The sequence below is a fragment of the Cryobacterium gelidum genome (genome assembly GCF_004403985.1).
GTDB classification, from domain to species: domain Bacteria; phylum Actinomycetota; class Actinomycetes; order Actinomycetales; family Microbacteriaceae; genus Cryobacterium; species Cryobacterium gelidum.
In genome coordinates this window covers 1-25512 of the sequence record NZ_SOHL01000030.1, presented here as the reverse complement: position 1 = coordinate 25512, position 25512 = coordinate 1, and the positions used below count along the sequence as shown (strand labels likewise).

The 25512-nt window shown below is 61.1% G+C and carries 23 protein-coding genes and 2 pseudogenes; 13 read left to right on the top strand and 12 right to left on the bottom strand.

The window, feature by feature from the left end; genetic code table 11:
- Positions 1–7 precede the first annotated feature (7 nt).
- From E3T50_RS15365 to E3T50_RS15335, 7 genes are all read right to left on the bottom strand, one after another.
- Positions 8–964, bottom strand: a complete 957-nt coding sequence (locus E3T50_RS15365) for a type II secretion system F family protein (RefSeq protein WP_134553204.1) — start codon at positions 962–964, stop codon at positions 8–10.
- Positions 961–2472, bottom strand: a complete 1512-nt coding sequence (locus tag E3T50_RS15360) for a TadA family conjugal transfer-associated ATPase (RefSeq protein ID WP_134553202.1) — start codon at positions 2470–2472, stop codon at positions 961–963. The genes E3T50_RS15365 and E3T50_RS15360 overlap by 4 nt, the downstream gene beginning before the upstream one ends.
- Complete coding sequence (locus E3T50_RS15355; protein WP_134553200.1) at positions 2469–3764, bottom strand: CpaE/TadZ family protein; 1296 nt, start codon at positions 3762–3764, stop codon at positions 2469–2471. The genes E3T50_RS15360 and E3T50_RS15355 overlap by 4 nt, the downstream gene beginning before the upstream one ends.
- Positions 3761–4507 (bottom strand): Flp pilus assembly protein CpaB, encoded by a 747-nt coding sequence (cpaB, locus tag E3T50_RS15350; protein ID WP_134553198.1) that lies wholly within the window; start codon positions 4505–4507, stop codon positions 3761–3763. Before cpaB ends, E3T50_RS15355 begins: the two co-directional genes overlap by 4 nt.
- A gap of 8 nt (positions 4508–4515) precedes the next feature.
- Complete coding sequence (locus E3T50_RS15345; RefSeq protein ID WP_206751318.1) at positions 4516–5490, bottom strand: TadE/TadG family type IV pilus assembly protein; 975 nt, start codon at positions 5488–5490, stop codon at positions 4516–4518.
- Positions 5478–5867, bottom strand: coding sequence for a TadE/TadG family type IV pilus assembly protein (locus E3T50_RS15340; RefSeq protein WP_134463316.1), 390 nt, complete (start codon positions 5865–5867; stop codon positions 5478–5480). Before E3T50_RS15340 ends, E3T50_RS15345 begins: the two co-directional genes overlap by 13 nt.
- A gap of 116 nt (positions 5868–5983) precedes the next feature.
- Entirely contained in the window at positions 5984–6175 is a 192-nt protein-coding gene (locus E3T50_RS15335) for a Flp family type IVb pilin (RefSeq protein ID WP_241990967.1), read from the bottom strand.
- Between the two features lie 326 nt (positions 6176–6501).
- Here E3T50_RS15335 and E3T50_RS15330 point away from each other — a divergent pair, with 326 nt between their 5' ends.
- The 10 genes and pseudogenes from E3T50_RS15330 (at position 6502) to E3T50_RS15285 (ending at position 16276) form a co-directional block, all read left to right on the top strand.
- Entirely contained in the window at positions 6502–7578 is a 1077-nt protein-coding gene (locus E3T50_RS15330) for a hypothetical protein (protein ID WP_134553196.1), read from the top strand.
- An 84-nt stretch (positions 7579–7662) separates the two neighbouring features.
- Positions 7663–8154 carry a DUF6121 family protein gene (locus E3T50_RS15325; RefSeq protein ID WP_134553194.1) on the top strand — a complete coding sequence of 164 codons (492 nt, stop codon included), beginning with the start codon at positions 7663–7665 and terminating at the stop codon, positions 8152–8154.
- Between the two features lie 62 nt (positions 8155–8216).
- The gene (locus E3T50_RS15320; RefSeq protein WP_134553192.1) at positions 8217–8936 is read left to right on the top strand and encodes a spermidine/putrescine ABC transporter substrate-binding protein; all 720 of its coding nucleotides are present in this window, start codon (positions 8217–8219) and stop codon (positions 8934–8936) included.
- Positions 8937–9291: 355 nt separating this feature from the next.
- The gene (rpsL, locus tag E3T50_RS15315; RefSeq protein ID WP_035834602.1) at positions 9292–9666 is read left to right on the top strand and encodes a 30S ribosomal protein S12; all 375 of its coding nucleotides are present in this window, start codon (positions 9292–9294) and stop codon (positions 9664–9666) included.
- Positions 9666–10136, top strand: coding sequence for a 30S ribosomal protein S7 (rpsG, locus tag E3T50_RS15310; protein ID WP_092107221.1), 471 nt, complete (start codon positions 9666–9668; stop codon positions 10134–10136). Before rpsL ends, rpsG begins: the two co-directional genes overlap by 1 nt.
- Before the next feature lie 132 nt (positions 10137–10268).
- Complete coding sequence (fusA, locus tag E3T50_RS15305) at positions 10269–12383, top strand: elongation factor G (RefSeq protein ID WP_134463324.1); 2115 nt, start codon at positions 10269–10271, stop codon at positions 12381–12383.
- 134 nt (positions 12384–12517) lie between these two features.
- Positions 12518–13711, top strand: a complete 1194-nt coding sequence (tuf, locus tag E3T50_RS15300; RefSeq protein ID WP_104127849.1) for an elongation factor Tu — start codon at positions 12518–12520, stop codon at positions 13709–13711.
- A gap of 177 nt (positions 13712–13888) precedes the next feature.
- A complete protein-coding gene (locus E3T50_RS15295; protein WP_134553190.1) occupies positions 13889–14317 on the top strand; it encodes a hypothetical protein in 429 nt (142 codons plus the stop codon).
- Between the two features lie 193 nt (positions 14318–14510).
- Positions 14511–14802 (top strand): annotated as a pseudogene (locus E3T50_RS15290) (EF-Tu C-terminal domain-related protein); the annotation flags it as partial.
- 160 nt (positions 14803–14962) lie between these two features.
- Positions 14963–16276, top strand: coding sequence for a UDP-glucose dehydrogenase family protein (locus E3T50_RS15285; RefSeq protein WP_134553188.1), 1314 nt, complete (start codon positions 14963–14965; stop codon positions 16274–16276).
- 997 nt (positions 16277–17273) lie between these two features.
- On the opposite strand, the gene E3T50_RS15280 is transcribed toward E3T50_RS15285, so the two are convergent.
- The 3 genes from E3T50_RS15280 to E3T50_RS16710 form a co-directional block, all read right to left on the bottom strand.
- Entirely contained in the window at positions 17274–18698 is a 1425-nt protein-coding gene (locus E3T50_RS15280; protein WP_134553186.1) for a hypothetical protein, read from the bottom strand.
- Positions 18623–19414, bottom strand: coding sequence for a glycosyltransferase (locus E3T50_RS15275; protein ID WP_166784328.1), 792 nt, complete (start codon positions 19412–19414; stop codon positions 18623–18625). Before E3T50_RS15275 ends, E3T50_RS15280 begins: the two co-directional genes overlap by 76 nt.
- 653 nt (positions 19415–20067) lie before the next feature.
- Positions 20068–20697, bottom strand: a complete 630-nt coding sequence (locus tag E3T50_RS16710; protein WP_241990966.1) for a glycosyltransferase — start codon at positions 20695–20697, stop codon at positions 20068–20070.
- Positions 20698–22083: 1386 nt separating this feature from the next.
- Here E3T50_RS16710 and E3T50_RS15265 point away from each other — a divergent pair.
- The 3 genes and pseudogenes from E3T50_RS15265 (at position 22084) to E3T50_RS16705 (ending at position 24817) form a co-directional block, all read left to right on the top strand.
- On the top strand, positions 22084–23085 hold the full coding sequence (locus tag E3T50_RS15265; RefSeq protein ID WP_134553180.1) for a GDP-L-fucose synthase family protein: 1002 nt from the start codon (positions 22084–22086) through the stop codon (positions 23083–23085).
- Between the two features lie 321 nt (positions 23086–23406).
- Positions 23407–24460, top strand: a pseudogene (locus E3T50_RS16880) (transposase); the annotation flags it as partial.
- Between the two features lie 144 nt (positions 24461–24604).
- Complete coding sequence (locus tag E3T50_RS16705) at positions 24605–24817, top strand: ATP-binding protein (RefSeq protein ID WP_338145373.1); 213 nt, start codon at positions 24605–24607, stop codon at positions 24815–24817.
- Between the two features lie 35 nt (positions 24818–24852).
- Here E3T50_RS16705 and E3T50_RS15255 read toward each other — a convergent pair whose 3' ends face one another.
- The gene (locus E3T50_RS15255; RefSeq protein WP_134553178.1) at positions 24853–25077 is read right to left on the bottom strand and encodes an integrase core domain-containing protein; all 225 of its coding nucleotides are present in this window, start codon (positions 25075–25077) and stop codon (positions 24853–24855) included.
- Positions 25078–25219: 142 nt separating this feature from the next.
- A partial coding sequence (locus tag E3T50_RS15250; protein ID WP_166784326.1) for a transposase occupies positions 25220–25512 on the bottom strand: 293 nt, incomplete at its 5' end.

Here is a 25512-nt window from a genome sequence, read left to right as displayed (position 1 = left end):
GATTCTCCTAGAACTTCACTTTGACGACGACCATCATCCACAGCGAGCCGATCCCGAGCAGGATGGCGGCGACGACGAGGGCGGCGATTCCCCAGATGCTGCTGAAGAAGCCGCCGAAATAGCCCGGCTGGGTCAACAACAGAAAGGTGAAGACGCCGATGGGTAGCAAGATCAGCACCCAGGCGCTCATCTTGCCCTCCGCGGCCAACGCTTTCACCTGCCGCCGAATTTCGTTGCGTTCACGGATGGTGTGGCTCACCTGGTCGAGCACCTGGGACAGGTTGCCGCCGACTTCACGGTTGATTGCGATCGCCTGGGCGACCCATTGAAAATCGTCGCTGCGCATCCGCGTCGCGGTGTTGTCGAGTGCGTCGCCCAGATCGCGCCCGATTCGGGTTTCGTTCACGACCCGGGCGAGCTCATCGGCCGTCGGTGACTCCGTATCGTGCGAGGCAGCGTCGACGGCACGGAGCAGGCTGTGGCCAGCGCGCAGTGAACCGGCGAGAAGGGTGAGTGATTCGTCGAGCTGTTCGGCGAATTTGGCTCGCCTGCGCCCGGCGCGAAGGTTGATCAGTACCTTGGCACCGATCGGGGCGAACGCGGCGAACGTGACCATGAGTGGCACGACCCAGGGTGAGCCGGTGCCGAGAATGAGTCCGAACAGCGACAGAACGATGGCGGCAGAGATGACCATGAGCACGAATCCCGAGGGCTGCATCCGAATGCCCGCCTGCTCCAGTTCCGCCGCGCTGAACGGCGCCCGGCCGCCCCGGCGGAGCGCGCCATCGATCGCTTCGACCGTGCGGTCGGTCATCTTGGTCAGGGTGGACGTCTCGATCACGCCGGGGGCGCGACGGCGTTCCAAAGACACGCGGGGGGCCGGCGGCGCGATTACCACGAACACGAGAACCAGCAGGGCGATTAAACCGGCCCCGATCCCGGAGTAGAGAATAATCTCGCTCATCGCTGTGCTCGTGTCGTCAGTTCAGCCTGAAATATACCCGGCGAGAGCTCAATACCCAGATCGCGGAACTTGTCGGCAAACCGTGGTCGCACCCCGGTGGCGACCGCGTGGCCGAGCAGATGTCCGTCAGCGTCGGTGCCAGCGCCGTGGTCGAAGACGAAGGCGTCTTGCAGAGTGACGATCTCGCCCTCCATGCCCTGCACCTCGGTGACATGGGTGACGCAGCGGGTGCCGTCCTTGAGCCGACTGATCTGCACGATCACATCGATCGCTGAGGCGATCTGCTCCCGAATGGCGCGCAGCGGCAGGTCCATCCCGGCCATGAGCACCAGGGTTTCCAGCCGCGCGATCGCGTCGCGCGGCGAGTTGGCGTGCACGGTCGAAATGGACCCGTCGTGGCCGGTGTTCATGGCCTGCAGCATGTCGAGGCTTTCGCCGCCGCGGCACTCACCGATCACGATCCGATCCGGGCGCATCCGCAGGGAGTTGCGCACCAGATCGCGGATGGTGATTTCACCTTTGCCCTCGATGTTCGCGGGGCGTGATTCGAGACGGATGACGTGTTCCTGTTGAAGCTGCAGCTCCACGGCGTCTTCGATCGTGATGATGCGCTCGTCGGGCGGAATGTAGCCGGACAGCACGTTGAGCAGGGTCGTCTTGCCGGTTCCGGTTCCCCCGGAGACGATGATGTTGAGCTTCGCTTTTACGCAGGCATCGAGTAACTCCGCCATGTCCGCGCTCAACGTGCCGAATTCGATCAAGTCTGTGACCGTAAGCGGCTCACGGGAGAATTTGCGGATGGTCAGCGAGGAGCCGTCGACGGCTAGTGGCGGGATGATCGCGTTGACGCGTGAGCCATCGGCGAGGCGCGCATCCACCAGCGGCGACGACTCATCGATGCGCCGACCGACCTTGGAGACGATCCGCTCGATCACTCGCCGCAGCTGGGCTTCGCTTGTGAAGCGGGAGGGGCTGAGGCTGAGGCGCCCGTTTCTCTCGACGAAAATCTGTTCATGGCCGTTGACCATGATCTCGGATACGGCCTCATCAGCGAGCAAGACGTCGAGCGGACCATACCCGAGAACGTCGGCATCGATCTCGGCGATGAGGCGGGAGCGCTCGTCGGAGCTGAGCGGTACCTGTTCGGCTGAAACGATGTTGCCCAGCTCGGCTCTTGCGTAGGCATGTAGCTGCTCTTCGCTCAGGCTGGGGTCATTGAGGCGCGTTCCGATGCGCTCGAACAGCTCTTGGGCGGCTCGCTCCTTGATCTCGGCGAGGGGATCAACCGGGGGTGCAGGCGCGACCACCGGCACCGGCACCGGCAATGGCACCGGCACTAGGAGGGACTGGACATCCGCTGCTGAAATGGACAGCGGTCTCACAGCAGTCTTGGCCGCGGCCGGCTCGCTATAGTCAATTTTCACCGCGCCTAAAACCGGGGCGTGCTTGTCAAAGCGATGCTGGGGGCCTTTTTCCCGTGCCGCATCCGCTCGTTCGGTCAGTTTCATGCCACAACCACCCTTCGGTGTAGGCGGCCGCGTTTGAGCGAAGCCGATGGGTCGAATCGGCGCACCAGAGCGGTGAGCGCGGTTGATGCGGGGTTTCTGGCACCGTCAGCCAGGATCGGCACGCCACGGTTCGTCGACAATGCCACCAACTTGGATCGCCGAATGGCGATATCTACCGGCGCTCCGATCGTCGCCTCAATATCGCGCACGGAAATGCCACTGGTGTGGTCGCCCAGATTCAGCACGACGTGGCGGGCGGAAGGCATTATGCCGATACTCACCAGTGCGGCCAGCTCCTTGCGCAGTCCTCGCGCACTCGGTACCGACATGTCGCAGACGATCACGGCGTCGGTAGCCAGCTCGAGCGCGGCCAGGGCGTGGTCGCCGAGCCCGGGCGCCGTGTCGATCACGACGAATCGGAACACTTCTCTGAGTTGCTTGATCAGATGGCTGAGCTGGTCGCCGGTCACCCGGTCCCCTTCGACCGGGGTGTTCGCACCGCACACGGTATAGAAGCCGCGCTCGTGCGGGGTGAGGTAGGTCTTGAGCACCATCGTGTCGAGTTGCGCTGCTTCCGTGACCGCGTCGGGAAGGGTATGCACGGGCGACAGAGACAGGGCAGTGGCGACGTCGCCGAACTGCACGTCGGCATCGACGAGCACCACCGACATTGGCGCCTGCTTGGCCAGTCCCACGGCGAGGTTGGTGGCGACCGTCGTCTTGCCGACGCCACCCTTGGCCGACACGACGGCGATGACCTGGCAGCGGATGCCGGCGGCCGCGGCGACCGTCTCGATGGCCGGCGGAATGAGCGTGGCGACGTCGGGCTCCTTGGCTGAAGCCGGAAAAAAGTCCGATTCGAGCGCAAGTTGCGGTGTTTTCTCCGCGTCTGGCCGGTGCGGATTACGCACGCTGCACGGTACACCGCAGGAGTACCGGGCACCGGTGGGTGTGGGAGCCACCGCCTGCTCGTCGCTCGGGCTTAGGACCGTGTGGATGGTCAGATCGGAGACCCACTGGTCGGTTCCCGCCCGGTTTCCGCGCACGATCACGATGCCCACGCCGGGGTAGAGGATGGCGAGTCCGGTCGAGAGTACGTTCGTTTGCGCGAGGGAGAGAGCCGATCCGAGCAGGGCCACGTCCGGTCGGTCTGCCGCGTGCAGTCGGTCGAGCACGGCCGAGGGTCCGAAGGCCAGAAACTGCCCCTTGACCAGGCTGAGAGCGGCTCCGAGCAGAATGTTGAGACGGGTCTCGAATCCATGGCTGTTGCCGATGAGTAGTAAGCGACTCATTCGAACACCGCGTTGCCGTCGACGATGCGTGAGCCGGTCTCCTCGGCCTTCGCGTTATCCAGGGTGAGCCACACGGAGCCGAACTCCTGGCCCCAGACGAGTTTCTCGATGTCTGGCGTGGTGCGGGCGAGGGTGACCATGACCGAGCTGACCGGCTCGGACGCCGCATCGGCTCCGTCCTGACCCTTCGCGGGCGACGTCATGGTTCCTTCCTGTACAGCGGTCACGAGCACCTTATGGAAGACCTGCTTGCTCACCGGCCGCTCCTCGCTGCCGCCAGCGGGCTTGATCGACGCGGTGATCACGACGCCGACGGTGTCTCCCGCCTTGATGGTGCCGCCGACGACATGTTCGACGGGAAGCGCGATGGTCACGGCCTGCATGCCATCAGGCACTTTGACGTCGCCGCGGGCGGCGAGCTCGGCCGAGTTCACCCAGCGTGAGGTGAGGAGCTGCTCGCCGGGCTGGAGGGTGGTATCCGCCACCCGGCCGGCCAGGGCGCTCAGCTTTGTTACGCGACCGGGCACTGCGGCAACCGCGGGCATCTTCTTCTCGGCGATGAGCTCGCCAATCTTCTCCGCGGCGGTACCGGCGGGGATCTCTTCGGTCACGACATAGACGGATACCATCTCGGCGCCGTTGGTGGCACGGGCATCTGCGCCCTGCACATATCCGGTGAGCACGACGGTGCCGACGACGGCAAGCACGATCGCAAGGATTGCTCCAATGAGTCGGGTTTTCATGGCTTCTCCTAATTGATAAGTCTGACGGCGTCGGCGTTGAGGTTGGGTCCGCCGAGTTCGAAGGCGCTGTCCACGGACACCCAGTCTTGGAAGTATCCCTGGATGAATCGATAGTCGCCGCCAGTGCAGAGACACCCCGGGTAGTTATCGACGTTCACGAGTGGCATGCGGTTTCCGCCGCCGAATTTCCAGCCGGTGACCTTGAAGGACGCGAAGGCGTAAATGTGGAAGACCCCGTTAGCGCCGGTGCCGGTGGACGAATCGAAAATGGGAATGAGGATCGTTCGACCCTCAAGGTTGGCCAGAGTTTCCTCACAGTCAACAGGCTGGCTGTTACCGGGTCGGCTTGGCACCTCGGCGGCGTCGAGGTCTACCAGTACGTCGCACTGGCCGGGAACCTGGTCGAGCCAGCCGAACCCGCCCGGGATGTCATGGCCATCCCGCCTGCACGGATGGTTTTCATCGTAACGAATCGTGATCTTGACCTCGTTGATGAGGGAGCCGAACAGTAGAAACTCACAGTACGAGAGTGCGAGTGGTAAAACTGCCGGGCCGTCGCCGGGTGGGCCCCACTCCGCGGTAGCGGTGGCGCCAACGGTCGTCGAGTCTATGCCGATGAGCGAGGCGAACGGATGTCGGATGGCATTCGCCCCGGTGTCGGTTCGGGTCGAGTCGGACACCGTGACGGTTTGGTCGATCAGGTTGATGTGCGGCGCGAGAACGTTGGCGGCGCCGTCATTGGCATTCGCATTGGTGTAGCCGGCTGCCAAGCCTGAGGAGTTACTGCAGACGCCGTCAGCGCAGTCCCGGGCGATCGCGAGGGCCGCGGCGTCCGCCCCGTTTTGCAGCTGGGCGCGTTCGGCGTAGAGGGCGCCGACGTCGAGTGCAATGGCCAGGAAGCCAATAAGCGGTACCAGCAGGATGCCTAAGAAGACGGCGCTCGCGCCGCGCTCCGAGCGGAGTCGGGAATTCAACCACCGCACAGCATTACCCCCTTGCCGGTCAGTGGCAGGACGGTGCCAAAAAATCCGGTGAGGAGCCGTGCGTTGTAGACGATGGTCACGGTCACGGTCGAGCCGGACGTACAGTTCGACGGGCTGACGCTGATATCGCCGGCGGAGATCCGCGGGTTGACCGACGGTGCCGCCGCGATAACGGCGGACTTCGCGTTCGCCGAATTGTTTTTGATGGCCATGAACCTGGCACCCTCGCGGGCCGCGTTGGTCAGGGAGATTTGGTTGTTGAAGAGCAGGCTGAACTCGATGAGACCCATGACCAGGACGAGAAGCACGGGGAGGATGAGTGCGAACTCCACCGCTGCCGCGCCGCGTTCGCCTGGTTTGATGCGCTGATGAAGCATGTCTGTGCCCCTTCGGGTGGGCGGTAGTTGTGTGTAGCGGCGACTTCGAACGGGAAGCCGCCGCCACTACACGATCGTGCGGGTGACCGAGCATCGGCCGAATGTGGCGAGGGAACTTAGGGAGTGACGCGAATTCTGGTCGCGACGTTGCCGAACATGGTGTTGAGGTTCGTGCCGATCAGGGTGACGGCGACGATGACGGCGACGGCAATCAGGGAGACCATCAGGCCGTACTCCACCGCGGTGGCGCCTTCTTCCTCGCTGCGCATGCTGTTGATGAGGGCCTGGACCTTGGTATAGAACTTCACGGGTTTTCCATTCTGTGTGGAGCTGACCTAGGTAGTCGCTCGGTGAACGAAAAGATATGGGCCACTGGTGGCGGGTGCATTACCCAGAATGGGGGGTGCAAACATACGGTCGTTGAGCCCTACATTGGGCGTGATCGAATGAATTCGGGCGCGAATTCCATCGCGCAACACTTGTTCAGGGCGTCCTGCGTTTCGCCTCCGTAACCACGAGGCTGCTGGCTGTCGACTCGATCGAAAGATGCGCCGCGTGTCGACGTGTCCCGGAATTCAAGCGCACGATTGGTACAGTGGAGGTCAGTCACGGCGAAGGCCACAAGGAGTTCAGCATGAGCGACAACACGCCAACCGACGGCAAGAAGAATCATGAGCCGGATGCTGCAGCAGCGCCCGATCCGGCGAGCCGAGAGCCCACGTCCACCGACCAGACCGGTGCCCCCGACCACGCCGCCCCGGAGTCGGGCGCGAACGAGACTGTCGTGCCGGAGCCTGAGCACGAACCCCTAGTCATCGACTACGACGCCATCAATGCCAACCTGAGCGCGGCCGAACGCGGCGACGAGACGCCCGCCTCCGCTCCCGCCCGCCACCTGCCTCTCACGTCTTCGACCGATGCCGATGCCGACGCCTCCGCGCCGAGCCTCGCCGACGACTACGCACACACTTCTGCGCCCGCCGAAACCGTGCCGGCGAACAGCTCCACCGTCGATCCTGATCACGAAGTTCTGATCGCGCCGGTGGCGTACGTCGCCACAACAACCGCGGCTGCCGCGCCGCCCGTCGATGACGCTCCCGTCAACACGGCGCCGTCGTACACGCCGCAGGCCCAATCGCCCATCTACGTGCAGGCGCCCACCAAGCCCAAGGACCGCGGCAACCGGGGCGGCGGCATCCTGATCGCCCTGCTCGCCACGGTGGTCTTCGCGGTGCTCTACGCCGTCGCAGCGTTCATTATCATCGGTGTGACGAGCGCGACCATCGCCATGACCGTGGCCGGCTTCACCGCCTTTGCCTCGCTGCCGGTGTTCTACATTCCCGTCATCTTCTTCTTCCTCGCCTACAGCGGCCTGATCGCCCTGATCAATCGGGGCGGCTGGTGGGGCTACGTACTCTTCGGATTCGTCGTCGGCGCCGTGGTGTATTTCTCCTATATAGGCGGAGCGCTGCTCGGCCTCGTGATCGACGGCCGGGCCGACGGCCTCAGCCCCGCCGAAATGGGCCGCATCGTGCAGTCCCTGTGGCTGAACCCCGGCGCCATTGCCGCCGGCCTCATCGCCCGCGAGGTACCGATCTGGGCCGGAGCCTGGATCGCCCACCGCGGACGCCGCGTCACCGCCCGCAACCTCGAGGCGCGCACCGAATACGAGCGTCTGCTCGCCGAGGGCCCGCAGGTAACACGACCCTAGCGTTCGATTCGCGCTTTCCGGCCCCGGCTGCCCTTTCGGCAGCCGGGGCTTCGCTCGCTTCACCGGTGGGCCTACGCTGGTGCCATGCGGGAATACCGAAAGTACGCGATCACCATGGCGGCCTTCGCGGCCGCCCTCTACGCGGCCTTCATCGTGGCGGCGTTCGGAGTGCTCAGTCTGCTGCTCAATCGTGACGTCATCAACCAAACGGATGCCGGCGCCCTCCTCGGCCCCATCATGGTCACCATCGCGGCCCTCGCGCTGGTCTGGGTCGTTCTTAGCGCGGTTCTGCGCTCGCCCGAGCGCCTGAGGCACATACCGCCGCTGCCGATTTTCATGGCCGGCGTGGCCGCGTACCTCGGCTATTGCATCTCCGGGGGAGTCCTCTACAGCCTCGGCGCCGGGGAACTCTTTCGCTCGGTCGTCTTCATAGGCGGTGAAATGACGAGCCCGTTCGCAATCGCCATCGCGGTCAGTGGCTGGCTCATCGCCTTTCTGTTCTTCGCCGTGCTCCTGGCCAAACCCGCGGGCTCCGGCGCCCCCGCGTGGCCCTGGGAGAAAAACGACAACAACTAGCCGCGCGCTTGGGCCATTCTTGACATCTCGGAAAGCACGCCGGGCGAGTACTCTTAGGCACTATGGACAGGTCCATCGAGACGCGCGTCGAGCACGAGGTGGAGAACTGGCTGCGCTGGATCACCCGCTGGCGCCCCGCGACTCATCGCGGGCGGTCCCGACTGTGCCGGCAATGCTTCGGCTCGCCCATCGTTTCTGCCGCCGGGCTCGCCGTCGACGTGCCCCACGTCGTGCAGCACGCGCTGTCGATGCGCATGAGGATTGTGATCGACGCGTCGGTCGACGAATACACCGAGCTCAACCTGCCGTTGCTCGCGCACGAACTCAACCTGAGCGAGCGCCGCGAATCTGCCCGAGCCTACCGGCCCGCCGAGGGCCTCGACCCGGAGTTTCGTGGCCTCGACCTCGATCCGCAACCGACAGCGGATGCCCCCTACCTCTTCACCTTCAGCGAGCTCGCCGACCAGCAGCTCGCCGACCAGCAGCCCGCCGACCAGCAGCCCGCCGACCCCCAGCCGACGCCCACACAGGCCAACGACGACGACGAGCAGTCCGCCCTCCTGCCCCCGCTCACCCCGGAGGAGAAGGCGGCGCTCAGCGCCGAGTTGCGCCTCGCCGACACGTTTGCCACCCAGGTCGGCCGTCGAGTCTGCGCCGAGCTCACCCAGCAGCGGCCCCGCCTCCTCGCTGCGATCGCCCAGTTCGTCGAGCCCCAGGTGCAGGCCCTGCTCGCCGACCTGGAAAGCACCCTCGATTCCCCGCTCTGGCCGCGTAATCCCTAGCCGAGCCGCCGCATCCGCTGCCTGGGCCAGGCACGCATAACGGATCGCACGAAGCGGCAGCATGCGGGGCGCAACCCATTTGACCGTAGATGCTCCGCCGGGCTAGGATTACGCAGTGTGCGCTTTGTCGTGCGCCTGAATTATGCCCTCCCGATGTTCGCATCGAGGTAGCACCAGGTTAGGGCGAAATTCCACACATGCAGGGTTGACTCTTCGAGCTAACCCCCACGGCATACCCACCAAAACACGCACGAGCAATCGTGTGGGTTCAAGCGGGTCCAGATGAACTCGATCGCGAGGTCGAATGCTAACCATCACAAAGCTGTCACCGTGCAGCAATAACAAGGAGTAATTAGTGCCCACCATTCAGCAGTTGGTCAGAAAGGGCCGTAGCCCCAAGGTCACCAAGACCAAGGCTCCCGCCCTGAAGTCCAACCCGCAGCAGCGCGGCGTTTGCACCCGCGTGTACACGACCACCCCGAAGAAGCCGAACTCGGCTCTGCGCAAGGTCGCCCGCGTCAAGCTCTCCAACGGCACCGAGGTCACCGCCTACATTCCCGGCGAGGGCCACAACCTGCAGGAGCACTCCATGGTGCTTGTGCGCGGAGGCCGTGTTAAGGACCTCCCCGGTGTGCGTTACAAAATCATTCGCGGCGCGCTGGACACCCAGGCCGTCAAGAACCGCAAGCAGGCACGTAGCCGCTACGGCGCAAAGATGGAGAAGAAGTAATGCCTCGTAAAGGACCCGCTCCCAAGCGCCCTGTCATTGCCGACCCGGTTTACGGTGCACCCATCGTCAGCCAGCTCGTCAACAAGATCCTTCTCGATGGCAAAAAGGGCCTCGCCGAGCGCATCGTTTACGATGCCCTCGCCGGTGTCTCCGCCAAGAACGAGCTGGATGCCGTTGTCACGCTGAAGAAGGCACTCGACAACGTTCGTCCGACCCTCGAGGTGCGTTCGCGCCGCGTCGGTGGTTCCACGTACCAGGTTCCGGTTGAGGTCAAGCCGCACCGCGCCAACACCCTGGCCCTGCGCTGGTTGACCAGCTACGCCAAGGCGCGTCGCGAGAAGACCATGACCGAGCGCCTCACCAACGAGATCCTCGACGCGAGCAACGGCCTCGGTGCCGCTGTCAAGCGTCGTGAAGACACTCACAAGATGGCTGAAGCGAACAAGGCCTTCGCTCACTACCGCTGGTAGTTCGTCTATCGAGCATTCCTGATCATCGGTTCAGGCGCGTGCCGGCTTGCGTCGGCACGCGCCTGCCCGCTGAAAAGGCGGATGCTCACGGCCTTGTTCCGCATTCCCACCCCTACCCGCTGGAGGACCCCCGTGGCACTTGACGTGCTCACCGACCTGAGTAAGGTCCGCAACATCGGCATCATGGCTCACATTGATGCTGGCAAGACCACCACAACTGAGCGCATCCTGTTCTACACGGGTGTAAACCACAAGATCGGCGAGACCCACGACGGCGCCTCGACGATGGACTGGATGGCGCAGGAGCAGGAACGTGGCATCACGATCACCTCCGCTGCGACGACCTGTTTCTGGGACAACAACCAGATCAACATCATCGACACCCCCGGACACGTGGACTTCACCGTGGAGGTGGAGCGTTCGCTCCGCGTTCTCGACGGTGCCGTTGCCGTGTTCGACGGCAAGGAGGGCGTTGAGCCCCAGTCCGAAACCGTGTGGCGTCAGGCCGACAAATACGACGTGCCCCGCATTTGCTTCGTCAACAAGATGGACAAGCTCGGCGCCGACTTCTACTTCACGGTCGACACCATCATCAAGCGCCTCGGCGCAAAGCCGCTGGTTATCCAGTTGCCGATCGGTGCAGAGTCTGACTTCGAGGGTGTCGTTGACCTCGTGCAGATGCGTGCGCTGACCTGGCGTGGCGACTCCAAGGGTGACGTGGAGATGGGCTCGAAGTACGCCATCGAAGAGATCCCCGCCGACCTCGTGGAGAAGGCTGCCGAGTACCGCAAGCTTCTGCTCGAGACCGTCGCCGAAACCGACGACGACCTCATGGAGCGTTACTTCGCCGGCGAAGAGCTGACGGTTGCCGAGATCAAGGGCGCCATCCGCAAGCTCACCATCAACAGCGAGATCTACCCGGTTCTCTGCGGTTCTGCGTTCAAGAACCGCGGCGTTCAGCCGATGCTCGATGCTGTCGTTGACTACCTCCCCACCCCGCTCGACGTGGCCGCCATTGAGGCGCACGACGTTCGCGACGAGGAGAAGGTCATCATGCGTCACCCGGATGCCGAGGAGCCGTTCACGGCTCTCGCATTCAAGGTTGCGGTGCACCCGTTCTTCGGTCGCCTCACCTATGTGCGCGTGTACTCGGGCCGTCTCGACTCTGGAGCCCAGGTCATCAACTCGACCAAGGGCAAGAAGGAGCGCATCGGCAAGATCTTCCAGATGCACGCCAACAAGGAGAACCCGGTCGGTTTCGTCACCGCCGGTCACATCTACGCGGTCATCGGCCTCAAGGACACCACCACGGGCGACACCCTGTGCGACCCGAACGCTCAGGTTGTACTCGAGTCCATGACGTTCCCTGACCCGGTTATCGAGGTCGCTATCGAGCCCAAGACCAAGCAGGACCAGGAAAAGCTGGGCCTTGCCATTCAGAAGCTTGCCGAAGAAGACCCCACCTTCCGTACCGAGCAGAACCAGGAAACTGGCCAGACGGTAATCAAGGGAATGGGTGAACTTCACCTGGACATCCTCGTCGACCGCATGAAGCGTGAATTCAACGTTGAGGCGAACGTCGGCAAGCCCCAGGTGGCGTACCGCGAAACGATCCGCAAGGCCGTTGAGCGTCACGACTACACGCACAAGAAGCAGACCGGTGGATCCGGCCAGTTCGCGAAGATTCAGATCGCGATCGAGCCGATGGAAATCACTGCTGAGAAGTCGTACGAGTTTCTCAACAAGGTCACCGGTGGCCGTATCCCGCGTGAGTACATCCCCTCGGTGGATGCTGGAATTCAGGATGCGCTGCGCGTAGGCGTCCTGGCCGGCTACCCGATGGTGGGCGTTCGAGCCAGCCTGCTTGACGGTGCTGCGCACGACGTTGACTCCTCGGAGATGGCCTTCAAGATTGCCGGCTCGATGGGCTTCAAGGAAGCCGTTCGTAAGGCGAACCCCGTTCTGCTCGAGCCGCTGATGGCGGTCGAAGTTCGTACCCCTGAGGAATACATGGGTGACGTAATCGGAGACCTCAACTCGCGTCGTGGGCAGATCCAGACCATGGAGGATGCGCAGGGCGTGAAGGTAATTCGCGCCCACGTTCCACTGTCGGAAATGTTCGGATACATCGGTGACCTGCGGTCGAAGACCTCAGGCCGCGCGGTGTACTCGATGACGTTCGAGAGCTATGCGGAGGTCCCGAAGGCAGTTGCCGACGAGATCATCAACAAGAACAAGGGCGAATAGTCCTCTATTCTGGCCTTCGGGCCGAATCGCTTCGGCCACCTGGCCCGAGTACCATAAATAGACACATCCAGCGCATACCGGCCGCTCATAACGGCGGCCGTGCATTTGCAAGCGAGTCCTGAGGAGGACCCACAGTGGCCAAGGCCAAGTTCGAGCGGACAAAGCCGCACGTAAACATCGGAACGATCGGTCACGTTGACCACGGAAAGACCACGCTGACTGCAGCGATCTCCAAGGTTCTTGCCGATAAGTTCCCGTCCAAGATCAACGTTCAGCGCGACTTCGCGTCGATTGACTCGGCTCCGGAAGAACGCCAGCGCGGCATCACGATCAACATTTCGCATGTTGAGTACGAGACCGACAAGCGTCACTATGCGCACGTCGATGCTCCGGGCCACGCTGACTACATCAAGAACATGATCACCGGTGCTGCTCAGATGGACGGCGCAATCCTCGTGGTTGCCGCTACTGACGGCCCGATGGCTCAGACCCGTGAGCACGTTCTTCTCGCCAAGCAGGTCGGCGTTCCGACCCTGCTCGTCGCGCTGAACAAGGCCGACATGGTTGACGACGAAGAGATCATGGAGCTCGTTGAGCTCGAAGTTCGTGAACTTCTCTCCAGCCAGGGCTTCGATGGCGACAACGCCCCCGTCGTTCCGGTGTCCGCACTCAAGGCGCTCGAGGGCGACGAGAAGTGGACCGCCAACATCCTGACTCTCATGCAGGCCGTTGACGACTTCATCCCCGACCCCATCCGCGACAAGGACAAGCCGTTCTTGATGCCGATCGAGGACGTCTTCACGATCACCGGTCGTGGCACCGTTGTTACGGGCCGCGCCGAGCGTGGAACCCTCAAGATCAACTCCGAGATCGAGATCGTCGGCATCCGCCCGACGCAGAAGACCACGGTTACCGGTATTGAGATGTTCCACAAGCAGCTCGACGAGGCGTGGGCCGGCGAGAACTGTGGACTTCTTCTTCGTGGCACCAAGCGCGAAGACGTTGAGCGCGGCCAGGTCGTCGTCAAGCCGGGTTCGGTTACGCCGCACACCGACTTCGAGGGCACCGCGTATATCCTCAGCAAGAACGAGGGTGGCCGTCACAACCCGTTCTACGCGAACTATCGCCCGCAGTTCTACTTCCGCACCACGGACGTCACCGGCGTCATCACGCTGCCCGAGGGCACCGAGATGGTCATGCCTGGCGACACCACCGACCTGACTGTCGCGCTGATTCAGCCGATCGCCATGGAAGAGGGCCTCGGCTTCGCTATCCGTGAAGGTGGCCGCACCGTCGGCGCCGGTACGGTGACCAAGATCATCAAGTAGTCTTCTTCTACTTCGATCTCTAAAAAGGGGTCGGGCCTTCGGGCTCGGCCCTTTTTTGTACCCGCGACGCCCTGCCGGTTGTCGGGCGCATTCCCAACGGATGCCGTGGCGCGACGCCCGCAGACACGGTGAGAAAGTTTCGGTTAGTGTCGTCGTATGCAGCTATCAAAGCTTGAAATGCGCATCTTATTGGTGATGGTGGTTGTCATTGTGGGCATTCTTGCCGTGGTGATCGTGCCGCGCCTGGTCGCTCCCGCTCCCGCGGAGCCGGCCGCCGTGGCCCGAGTCACGGCCACTCCCACTCCCGCGCCGATAGCACTGCCCACGCCGAGCCCCACACCCACGCAGAAGTCAGAACAGCATAGTCTGGATGACATCGTCGCTAGCACCGTAAGTGTGTACAGCGTGCTGGTGTGCAGCAGCCTGCAGGAGTACTCCGCCGTGTCCATCCCACAAATCGTGGACCGCGTGCTCACGCAATACCCAACCACGGGCCTCTCCGACCAGTCCCGTCAGGTGATGGCGCAGCGCGTGCTGGCTGAATCTGCCGCCAAGAGCTGCCCCGACCAGGGCCCCCGAGTAGCCGCCGGCATCACCCAGGGTTGATCTGCAAGATTAGGGTGCTGCTGCAGTCGATCCTGCGGTCGCATGCGCTTAGGTCGGTCGCGGGTGCGTCCAGAGCGCACGTTTCCCGCCTGATTGTCGTTCACTCAGTCATACGTGGATCGGACGTCATGCTTGCCCCCTGCGTGAGAATGAGGTCGCCACCACGGGCGCGACTTGTGCCCGCGTGCTCAGTTCGGGTTCGGTTACGCCGCACACCGACTTTCGAAGGCACCGCGTACAGCCTCAGCAAGAACGAGGGTGGCCGTCACAACCCGTTCTACAAGAACTACCGCCCGCATTTCTACTCCCGCACCACCGGCGTCATCACGCTGCCCGAGGGCACCGAGATGGTCATGCCTGGCGATACCACCGACCTGACTGTCGCGCTGATTCAGCCGATTGCCGTGGGAGAGGGCCTCGGCCTCGCTATCCGTGAAGGTGGCCGTACCGTCGCCGCCGGCACGGTGACCAAGATCATCAAGTAGTCTTCTTCTACTTCGATCTGTGAAAGGGGTCGGGCCTTCGGGCTCGGCCCCTTTTTTTGTGCGCACGTGCACGCCCATGGCCTGTACCGGAACGGCAACGGGCACACGAAAGTGTCGGCGGGGGTGTGTCAAGTTTGGTAAAACGTCTAGAGGGGGAATCATGAGAATTTCTGTAATTGGTTGTGGCTATTTGGGTGCTGTCCACGCGGCGGCAATGGCTGAGCTCGGGCACGACGTTGTCGGAATCGACATTGATGCGGCGAAGATCAAGCAACTATCGCTAGGTCTGCCGCCCTTTTTTGAACCGGGACTCCAAGCAGTTCTGACCTCAGCGATCGCTTCGAGTCGGCTCAGTTTCAGCACCGATATGGCCGATGCACGGGGTGCCCAGGTGCATTTTGTGGCCGTCGGCACTCCGCAAAAGAATGGAAGTCACGCCGCAGATCTTACCTATGTGGATGCTGCAGTGGCCGCACTGCTTCCGCACCTTGGTGACGGCGATTTAGTCGTGGGTAAGAGCACGGTCCCGGTCGGTACCGCAGAGCGCTTGGCTGAGGTCATCTCCTCGTCGGGCTCCACCGCCTTGCTGGCCTGGAATCCAGAGTTCTTGCGCGAGGGCTTCGCAGTTGCTGACACGATTTCGCCGGACCGTCTCGTGTATGGCGTACCGTCAGGGGCTGAGGGAAAGACGGCCACAGCACTGCTAAACGAGGTCTATCGCGACGCGCTTGCACGGAACACCCCTCTGGTCGTAACCGACTATGCCACCGCCGAGTTGGTGAAGGTGGCTGCCAATGCCTTCCTGGCGACCAAAATCAGTTTCATCAATGCCATGGCTGAAATCGCCGAAGTGTCAGGTGCAGACGTCACGCAGCTCGCCGACGCGATCGGCTATGACGCCCGCATCGGTCGGCGGTTTCTAAACGCCGGTGTCGGCTTTGGTGGCGGGTGCCTGCCCAAGGATATCCGTGCCTTCACCGCTCGCGCCGAAGAGTTGGGCCGAAGTGAATCCGTAGCCTTCCTGAAGGAGGTGGACTCGATCAACCTGAGGCGCCGCCAGCGAGTTGTGACCTTGACGGTGTCGCAAGTTGGGCGCCCGGTCTATGAGGCGAACGTCGCAGTGTTGGGTCTCAGCTTCAAGCCAAACTCCGACGACGTGCGGGACTCTCCAGCGCTTGACGTCGCGGTTCAACTCAGCGGTCTCGGCGCGCGGGTCGTGGCAACTGACCCGCAAGGTATAGAGAACTCGCGCGCGCGCCACCCGCAGCTCACCTACTGTGTGGCGATCGAGGAAGCGCTGCGCGACGCTGATGCCGTGGTACTCGTGACGGAATGGCCCGAGTACCTCAGCATTGATCCTGCCTGGGCGAAAACCCTGGTGCGCACTCCCGTAATTATTGACGGGCGAAACGCATTAGATGCAGCAGCGTGGAGAGCCGCTAGCTGGACGTATGTGGGTCTAGGACGGCCGTAGGGCTTTGGTATGTATAAAAAAGTAGCCGGACCGTCATAGCCGGAATATTACCCCAAGTATCGAAATGCGACTTTGATCAGCGGAACGGGGTTGGGCGGCTGAGCCCGACCCCGAACTGTTGCATTCGATGCCTCGTCACCTTGTTCATAACCTCGCAGTATCTGACGGTCTGACGGTCTGACGGTCTGACGGTGTCGGCCTGTCGGGACCGGTATGACTGTTGTCCCGTTCGCTGATTACCGGGGCCGTCGGTACCAGACTCATTGCCGTCGCGTGATCACGGGCAGGGGTTCGATTAGGTCCAAAGCCGAGGTTGTTCGTAGCATGGGGCCGAGACTGACGCCGGAGACGAGGCTACGAGGAGACGTGCTCGAAAACTTTGTTAGCGACGACGTGTTCGTCGATGTTGGCTGAGTATTTAAAGTCCTGAGCGCAAGCGAATGGAGTGGTTCAGCGCCGGGGGATCGTGCGAGAGCGCACCAGCAAACGCGTGGATTGAACCCCTGACGCCCTCGGCAGACTCAGACCGCCGCGGACTGGGCAGGCTTTGGTTCGAGCCTGGCCCGGAGGCCGGGACGTCCTCGCTGGCTGGCGCAGGCCTAAGCAAGCCCTCGCAGCCCGTGACGACGGTGATGACCCATCTGTCGCTTTCGTGCATAGACGATGCTGCCAAGCCCCGCGTGGCTGATCTGTTGGCATGAGTGGGCAGGTTCGTTGTTACCATCGGGCAGTCGTCGTGACCGGCGATAGTTGGGTATTCCTGGGCGGCGCCCGTTCAGAAGATCGACGCAGCGCCAATCTGCCTTCTCAACGGGTGGTGCTCACCCGCACCAACGCTGACGCACACGTGCGCCAAATGGAATCTTGTAAAGGCGCTCACCTGCACCACCTGCAGCCCCTTTCAAGGCCAATATTCGCAATGGAGGCAAGATAGGGGCGGTGCTGCAAAAGCGCAAGCACTCGACGGTGCTCCTGGTCACCGACCAACAGGACAGAGTTATGAGTGCTGCGCGGGCGACAACTCTGGACCAGACTTTTGCCCAAACTCGAAAGCCGCCCGCCGATCCTCTTGCTGAGGATGATTTTTCCGGAGAAGGAGAAGGAGGGAAAGAGCAAAAATCAAGTAACGCCAATTCGAGTCGAACGGAGAAAAAAATATGTCCCAAGCTACCCAAACTGCCAAGAGTGTCTGCAGACCCGTGGTGTACGCATTTACACCCGAATACCAAAGGAACCAAGCAATCGCGACGAGAAGCACTAACGATAGTGCGAGCCCGACTAGTCCAAAGTTTGCCCACAGATCCGAAACAATACCGTGAAGACGAAACTGACCACCAAACATATAAGTGTCTATATGGTACGAATCCTCGTTGGCACCGATTGCTTCGAGTCCACGCTTTCCGACGGCCACGTCCTCCGGATTAGGAACGACTCCCGGTCCGAATCCAAGTGGGCTTTGGCGGAAGAGTGCAACTGCTGCGGCCCATTCTTGGCGCCCACCAACCAAAATTGAGCCCGACTCCGCTATCTGCTCCTGCGTACGCGTCTGCGCTATGGAACCCAGCGCCCCCCCCAGCAATAGCCAGGAAAGGCTGACAAACGCCAAGGCGGGTATCGCAAGGACAGACATCCCGAATCTGAGTCCTCGCTTCAGGTCGCCGCCGTTCTTGTTCCAGAGCGTGCAAAGATATAGCCCCACTGCGACCACGGCGAACGCCACCAGGCTCCGGTAGCCGCCTCCCACACTGACCGCGACCAAGGCCGCAACGACCAGGAGTGTCCAAAGCGGTTCTCTTTTTCGGCCAATCACGAGTGACAGCGCGATTACAGCGCACGGCCATGCATATCCGTACTTCCAGCCATTCTCACCCCATTCGCCAGCTCGAATGACACTGTCGAGTAGCGCGCCAGCTCCATAGGCAACACCAAGTGAAGCCAGGTTGATCGCTTGCCGCGCCCAAAGGAGGACGCCTAATGTTAGAGCGGAGAATAACATCGTCACGGGCAGTGCAGCCGCGCGTTGTGGAATGATTTCGTGAGTAGTCGAAGTTTGGAGTAGCAAGAGCAAACCGCAGACAATCGATGCAAGCATCAGTGCTTGGATCACTCGTGCACCGAGATAAGAAGTTGCCGCCCGAAACCATAGCGGCAGGCATGCCAACGAAATCAATATGCCCAAGTTAAGAGTCGCGATCCCGCCGACTCCAAACGAGCCAAGCGGCAGTAGGAACGTAATCGCTATTGCGATTGCGCTCCTAAATCTTTGGGTTCTGAAGGCGGTGCGCAGTCGGTTCAGCCCGCTGGACAGGGTTCTAAAACCTCCCGTGCCCTTATTAGCGTAATTCTTCACGCTTGATTTTCCCCCTGATAATTCATAACTGCCAAATAAAAAGCTTTTGTGTCTATTCCAATTTTCGGCCATTCAAGTGCCGTGAGATCTGGCGACCCCTTCAGGCTCGCGGTCCGCAGAGCCTCGTCAATAGCACTGCCCGTTAACGGCTGTTCATATGTGATGATCCAATCCTCGCCCACGGTCTTGCTCATTTCAGGAATTGCACCGATTCGTGGCGCCAGTACCCTAGTCCTCGTCTCCAGCGGAGGAAGGACGGAGGCACTGTTGAGAATCGACGTGTATGGATACGCGACTACGTCTGCTGCCTGCATCAGGTTGGCAAAACCTGTCGACCCCAGACGCTCATCATTGAATTGGATTCTCGAATCAGCGGAGGCGATGCATTCAATCTCCTGGGCGTAGTCTCTGTCCGCACAGCGTCCCGCGATTATGAGGCGCAGCTCCTTATTCGTTGAGGCATGCACGACTTGCGCCAGATCCAGCACCCCCTTGTAGCGCGCCACCTGCCCCACAAATACCACTAAGGGGTTTTCGCCGAATATTTCGTGCCTCGCGCGCGTGGTTTCACGCGGCTCTGACGGAAAGAATTCACCTGAATATCGGCCGATGGGGATAACGGCTTGTAGAGACTGTTTGGATCGAGTGATGATTTTGGAGAGGATCGGTGCACTGGCACTGCTGAGGTGAATATATCCGCCAACTGTGAAACCCAGCCCGACTCTGAGGAGAGCAAGTGACGCCCTGCGGTCTAAATCGTGCGGTCTGAGATTATGAACCGTCCACACGACTTTACGTCGCCTAACAAACCTGACCACGAATAGGACACCAACTACCGCAAGTATGCGGGCGAGACCATTTATCCGGCCACGTCCATTCTTTAAGACTCCCTCTGGCCAGTGAACGTGGAGGACGTCATATGAAGAAAAGAGTGCTCGACCGATGGAGAATTCGATAACAATGACACCACACAATTCCAGCGCTGTTGAAAGGCGACTTGTGTATGTGTTGTCTGCAGCGTTTACTCTAGAAGGCCATGCAAGCACGGTTAGCAAAATTCCGCCCAGTTGTGAATTGCTATCTCGACAACGAACGACCGGCATGCAATCGACATATTGCCCTCCCCTTTTCCAACACCAGCACTAACGTCTTCAGGCAGGGTATATATTCGCGATGCCGTTCTCTGACAGATGGCAGGCAGGCGCCCATTGTGAAATGCATCGGTTGGGCCCGAAGAGACCAAGAAATAAATCTTCTCACAGAACCGGTCTAAGACAGTACAGGTACCAAGGCGTGATCGCCTCGATCTATCAAATCCGCGGAGCAAAGACCACTGGTGGTCGCGAAGTCCATTGTGGTTTCTCGGAGCTGGCACTCCGCTGAAGCGCCCATCCCTGCAGCCAGCAGTGTGCCGGAGTGCCCAGCAGTGCTTCGAATTAAATCATTTATGTGTCTGGCCGTCGCGCCGGCCGCGATCCGACATCCTCGGATCGTCAAGCACACGCCGGAAGAAGTCCAAATGCGCGTGCGCGACGTCTTCATCAATCATCAAGCCTGCGGTTTTCGAAGCCGCGTCAGCCAAGCGTTCTCGTAACTTTGCATCCTCCGCTAGCGTCGAGAGTTTACGCGCCAAGGAGGCTCGATCTCGGGCTTGAAAAAAGATACCATTCTTCCCCGACTCGATCCATTCCGTTGGTCCTCCTTCGTTGGCCGCGATGATCGGCTTTCCCCGAGCGAGATACTGAAGAATGTTCTGGCCGAGTGGTTCCGGCCTCAGGGACGACTGCACGCAAATATCTAGACTGTCAATGCATTTTGCAACGTCGGTTACGTGCCCGAGGAAGTCGACCTGACCTTCCACTCCCAACTGCCGGGCCAATTTCCGCAACTCGGCAAGAAAGGCTTCGTTGCCGAATGCGGGCGAGCCTGCGAGTACGAGGCGAACCGAAGAGCCTGCAAAGTTGTCGGAGAAGGCCTCAAGCAGAAGTCGTTGTCCTTTCCACGGATCCAGCCTCGCAACCATGCCTATTCTGCTAACCTCGGGCTTGGATTGGGCCGGTATCGTGAACATCGGCCCAATTGGGCTAGGAATAACTACTGTGGGAATAGATGCACGTACGTATGCCTGTGCGGAGGCGAACGTTCCCGCGGAGTTAGATATGATTCCATTCGCTCTCCGCAACGCCAATTTTGTGAAAGCATGAAATCCAAAGGAGCCCAAACTCGGAATGTCCACTGAATCCCTCAAGTGAACGACCAGCGGCTTCCGCGTTCCCCAGCAGGCAATTGCTCCGTAAACCGCCGAACGAGACGTGTTCGCGTGAACAATGTTTGAAGATCTAAATTCCTTGTTCAGACGAATGGCCACGGCCTGGCCGAGAATCTGAATGGCAAACCTGACAATCGCTATCCCAGTTCGCGCCCGACTTGCACCTGAGTTTTGGGCGGGGCCGACTTTCCGCAGCCGAAAGACCTGCGCCCTACGCTCAAATGTGCTGTTTTCCATACTCGTTTCGTCAGCTGGCACGAGGATGGTGGCGGACCAAAGCGAGTAAGACAGGGTGCGACGAAGAGCGAGCTCTGCTCCACCTGGGGCTTGAGTATGATCCAAGTGCAAAATCTTCAAAGAACCATCGACTCGCAATTTTTGGTTTCCCTTCGGACGCGAGTCGAACCGTCTTCATAAATATGGAAAAGGACTAGCGATTCGATTAGCTTACCAGCGGCCGCTTCTCTTCCGTTTGCCCTGATAAGTAGGCGCGGTCGTTGGTCCTGTATTGCTTGGTCGCTCAAGTCCGGCGTACATTCTCTTCAGTAATACCGTGCGTTTTTAACATTTTTCCTGCGGCAAACACGGCCGGAGACTTGGGAAGAGCAGTCTGCCCGAACTGGTGGCTTTCGCGATCGTGTGCCGTGCGATGTCGACGCTTTCTATCTCGAGTCTCTACGGACCATCGCTGTGAACTTGCCGAGCTAAGTGGACTCATCCACGCTGCAGCCTGCATATTTACTGGGCGGCGGCTCCTCAATGCTATTGAATAGAACGAGTTTTCAACTGCCGCCAGCGCAAGTGACAAACTCCCTCCAGGTTTGGGAACCAGTACCGAGTCCGCGCGGTCAGCGTACTGAGGTGCGAGGAACGGATCTGCAAAATCTTGGGTGACGTTGGACGGCCAAAAAACTCGCTTAGACTGACCTGGGACATAGTAGGCGCCGATCGGCTTTTAGAAGGCCTGTCGGCAAAGGGGGATCTTTTGAATAATTTGGCTGTCAGGACGGCATTCACTCGCGACGTCGAGTCGCACATGGCCGAGAATTTTCTAGTTATAAGGGTGCCCGCGGTTGGCAAGCCCGACTCAGCTCACATGGTGGTGGATGCCGACATAGCCAAGTTCGCGTGCTCCGTCAGCCACGGGGCGGACGCGGCAAACCTCGTTGGGCTGGGAGTTAATTGACCATGACCGAAACCATTAAGGATGCTCGCGACCGTGTCAAATTCAACGCATCGGCCCTAGACCGAGATGCTCGGTTCTACGTCGCCGGGCACCGGGGACTAGTTGGCTCCGCCATCTGGCGGCGCTTGGAATCAGACGGGTTTTCGGATCTCGTCGGGCGTACGTCGGCCGAGCTGGACTTGAAGGACCGCGATGCCGTGTTCGCGTTCTTCAAAGAGGTCCAGCCTCGGAATGTCGTGCTTGCAGCGGCCAAGGTCGGCGGGATTCTGGCGAACAGTACGTACCCGGTGGATTTTCTGAGCGACAACCTGCGCGTTCAGGTCAACGTGCTCGACGCGGCATTGAAGTACGGCGTCGAAAGGCTCCTGTTTCTTGGCTCATCGTGCATTTATCCGCGATTAGCGCCACAGCCCATTCGGGAAGACTCTCTGCTTACCGGCCACCTTGAGCCCACGAATGATGCGTACGCCATAGCCAAAATTGCAGGGATATTGCAGATCCAAGCGATTCGCCGTCAGTACGGTCGACCGTGGATCTCGGCAATGCCGACGAACTTGTACGGTCCCGGTGACAACTTCTCGCCCACAGGCTCGCATGTTCTACCAGCGCTAATTCGTCGTTACGAGGAAGCTGCGAAGGCTGGCGCAAAGACCGTCACGAACTGGGGAACTGGCACGCCGCGCCGGGAGTTTCTTCACGTGGACGATATGGCCGAAGCCTGCCTCCACCTTTTGGATCACTACGATGGTCCTGAGCAGGTTAACGTGGGCACCGGCTGCGACGTCACGATCAGCGAGATCGCCGACACCATTGGCCGCGTAGTGGGCTTTAAGGGAACTACCGAGTGGGACGCGGACCACCCCGACGGCACGCCGCAAAAGCTACTGGACGTTAGCAAACTCGCTCATATCGGGTGGACCGCTAGGATCGGCTTGGAAGAGGGGCTCCGCAGCACAGTGCAGTGGTACCGTGACCACGCGGACAACTTGCGCGACGTCAGGTAGAGGGTTTCTTGCGAGTCGCCAAGTAGGAAATTGAGGGCAGCATCTCGGCCGGGGCAACGACAGAAACGATATTAGGATTAGGCACTGAATGAAGATCGCGGTATATCGGACTCGGGGCGTCTCGGTTCAGATGTGAGTCAGAATCGGGGCAGATCTTAGCAATTCGATCTGGCGGGGCCTGCATCTGGCGGGTGTGGTGCCGTGATGATGTTGTCACGGCATGCTAACGACGATAGAGACGGGAGATATGCCTCTCCGTAGCGCGATGGCGGCGAAGCAATGGGTGTGTGGCGCCTGGCGATAAGTGTTTGAATCCCTGAGCGCGGCTGCACCGCGCGGAGTGTTTACGCGGCGCTGGATTGCACGTTCCGCATCATCGGCGGCGCCCCAACTTACGTCCTGACCGACAACTAGAAAACGGTCACCGTGTCCCATATTGCCGGCGTTCCCGTGCGGGGAACGTCTCCACGGTTGAATTCGCCTGCCACTATGGCGTCACGGTCCTGACCTGCCAACCGGCGAACCCCGCGCCCAAGCGCGGGGTCGAATCATCTGTAAAGCTCGCCAAGGCCGACATCGTCCCCAAGACACCAACCCCCGGCCCGAATACGACTCCTCTGCCGATACCGAAACGGCTTGCCAAGAATTCATGGACCTCGTCAAAACCGCGAGCACCGCGCCACCCGCCGTGAACCCGCCGCGATGCTTTTGGAGGAAACCCCGGGTTACATCGCGTTCCCGACGTTGCCCACACCATCTCCTTCGGCATGTCCCGCCGTGTCCCGGACAACATCTCGATGGTCACGTTCGAGAACGCGCAATACTCGGTGCCGTCGTACCTGCTCGGCGCACTGGTGTTCGTGCGCAGCCACGGCTTCGGCCTGGACGAGCAGGTCATCGTCGTCCACTAGGGCCACGACGGACCCGTCGAAGCCGCTCGGCACCACCGCGCCGGGCCCCGCAGCCCGGCCATCGACGACGCTCACTTCCCCGACCACGCCCCCAAGATCTTCAGCGACTACGCCGTGAAAGCGCGAAGCGCGGCCGAGGCGCAGTTCTTTGCGATCGGCGCCGGCGCTCGGACCTGGCTGCTCGAAGCGGCCGCGGTGGGCACGATGTGCATCACGCAGAAGATGGCCGAAGCCGTCGCGCTGGCGAAGATCGCAGCAGGCCGACGTCGACCAAGCCCTCGGCGTCGCGGCCATCCGCGACCGCTTTGCCCACAAGGACCTCTGAACGCCGCGGGCCTGAGGCGAGCGCCCACACGGCCAGCGAAGCGCAGTCCATACTTAGAGGAACCCCTGGCTGGGCCGCGATCGGTCAACTGCACGCAACGTTGGGAACCCTCCGAAGTCGTCAAAGCCCTCCTCGTTGAGGAGGTCACCGGCCGGTCCCGGTCGATGCTCGCTACCCGACGGAAGGCCGCTGGTTCCCGACGGGGAAGAACCTCGACAGTTGGGACCCGGCCGCGTCCTCGATGCCGCTACCGACCTAGCACTCCCTCCGCACCCTTGAGTGGATCAGCCGGAAGGAGAACATTGTCGTTTGCGGGCCGTCCGGCACACGAAAGACGTTCGTCTTCGAGGCCCTCGGCCAGCAAGTCGTCGAGGCCGGCATGCGCGTGGCATGGTTCCGCTTGGATGACCTCGGCGCGCTGATGCGCGCCCACCACGCTGACGACAGCGTCACCCGAGTCGTCGCGCGCATCCTCCGCGGATCCCATTGTCATTGATGACATTGGCCTTGCCCCCGGTTAGTGGACACGGGTTAAGCGGCGAGTTGAACTTCCGCGGTCTCTAACGAGTATTGCAGTTCGAAGTCGACTGGGCTGATCTGCCCGATCGAGGAGTGCCGGCGTCGGCGGTTATAGCGGTCCTCGATCCAGGCGCCGACTTCGCGGGTGGCGCGGTCGCGGGTGGCGCGGTCGCGGGTGGGCCAAACTCGGCGGTAGTAGAACTCGGTTTTCAGCGTCGCGAAGAAGCTCTCGGCCATCGCATTGATGCCCCTATGTTGTCAATTCGTGCTGCGCGGGGTTTTTGTGCTGGTCGGGGATGGTTTTGAGGATGGTGAAGATTTCGCGTGCGAGGTATCGTTTGAGGCAGCGGATGACGTCTCGCTTGCTCCTATGTTGTNCCTATGTTGTCAATTCGTGCTGCGCGGGGTTTTTGTGCTGGTCGGGGATGGTTTTGAGGATGGTGAAGATTTCGCGTGCGAGGTATCGTTTGAGGCAGCGGATGACGTCTCGCTTGCTTTTCCCTTGCGCGCTGCGGTTCTGTAGGTAGTTTTGGGTGGTTTCATCCCACCGAAATCGCGTCAGCACGATTCGATATAAGGCTGCGTTGGCTTGGCGGTTCCCACCGCGATTGAGGCGCCGCTTCGTCGTTTTTCCTGACGAGAACTCGACCGGGCTGACGCCGCAGAGCGCTG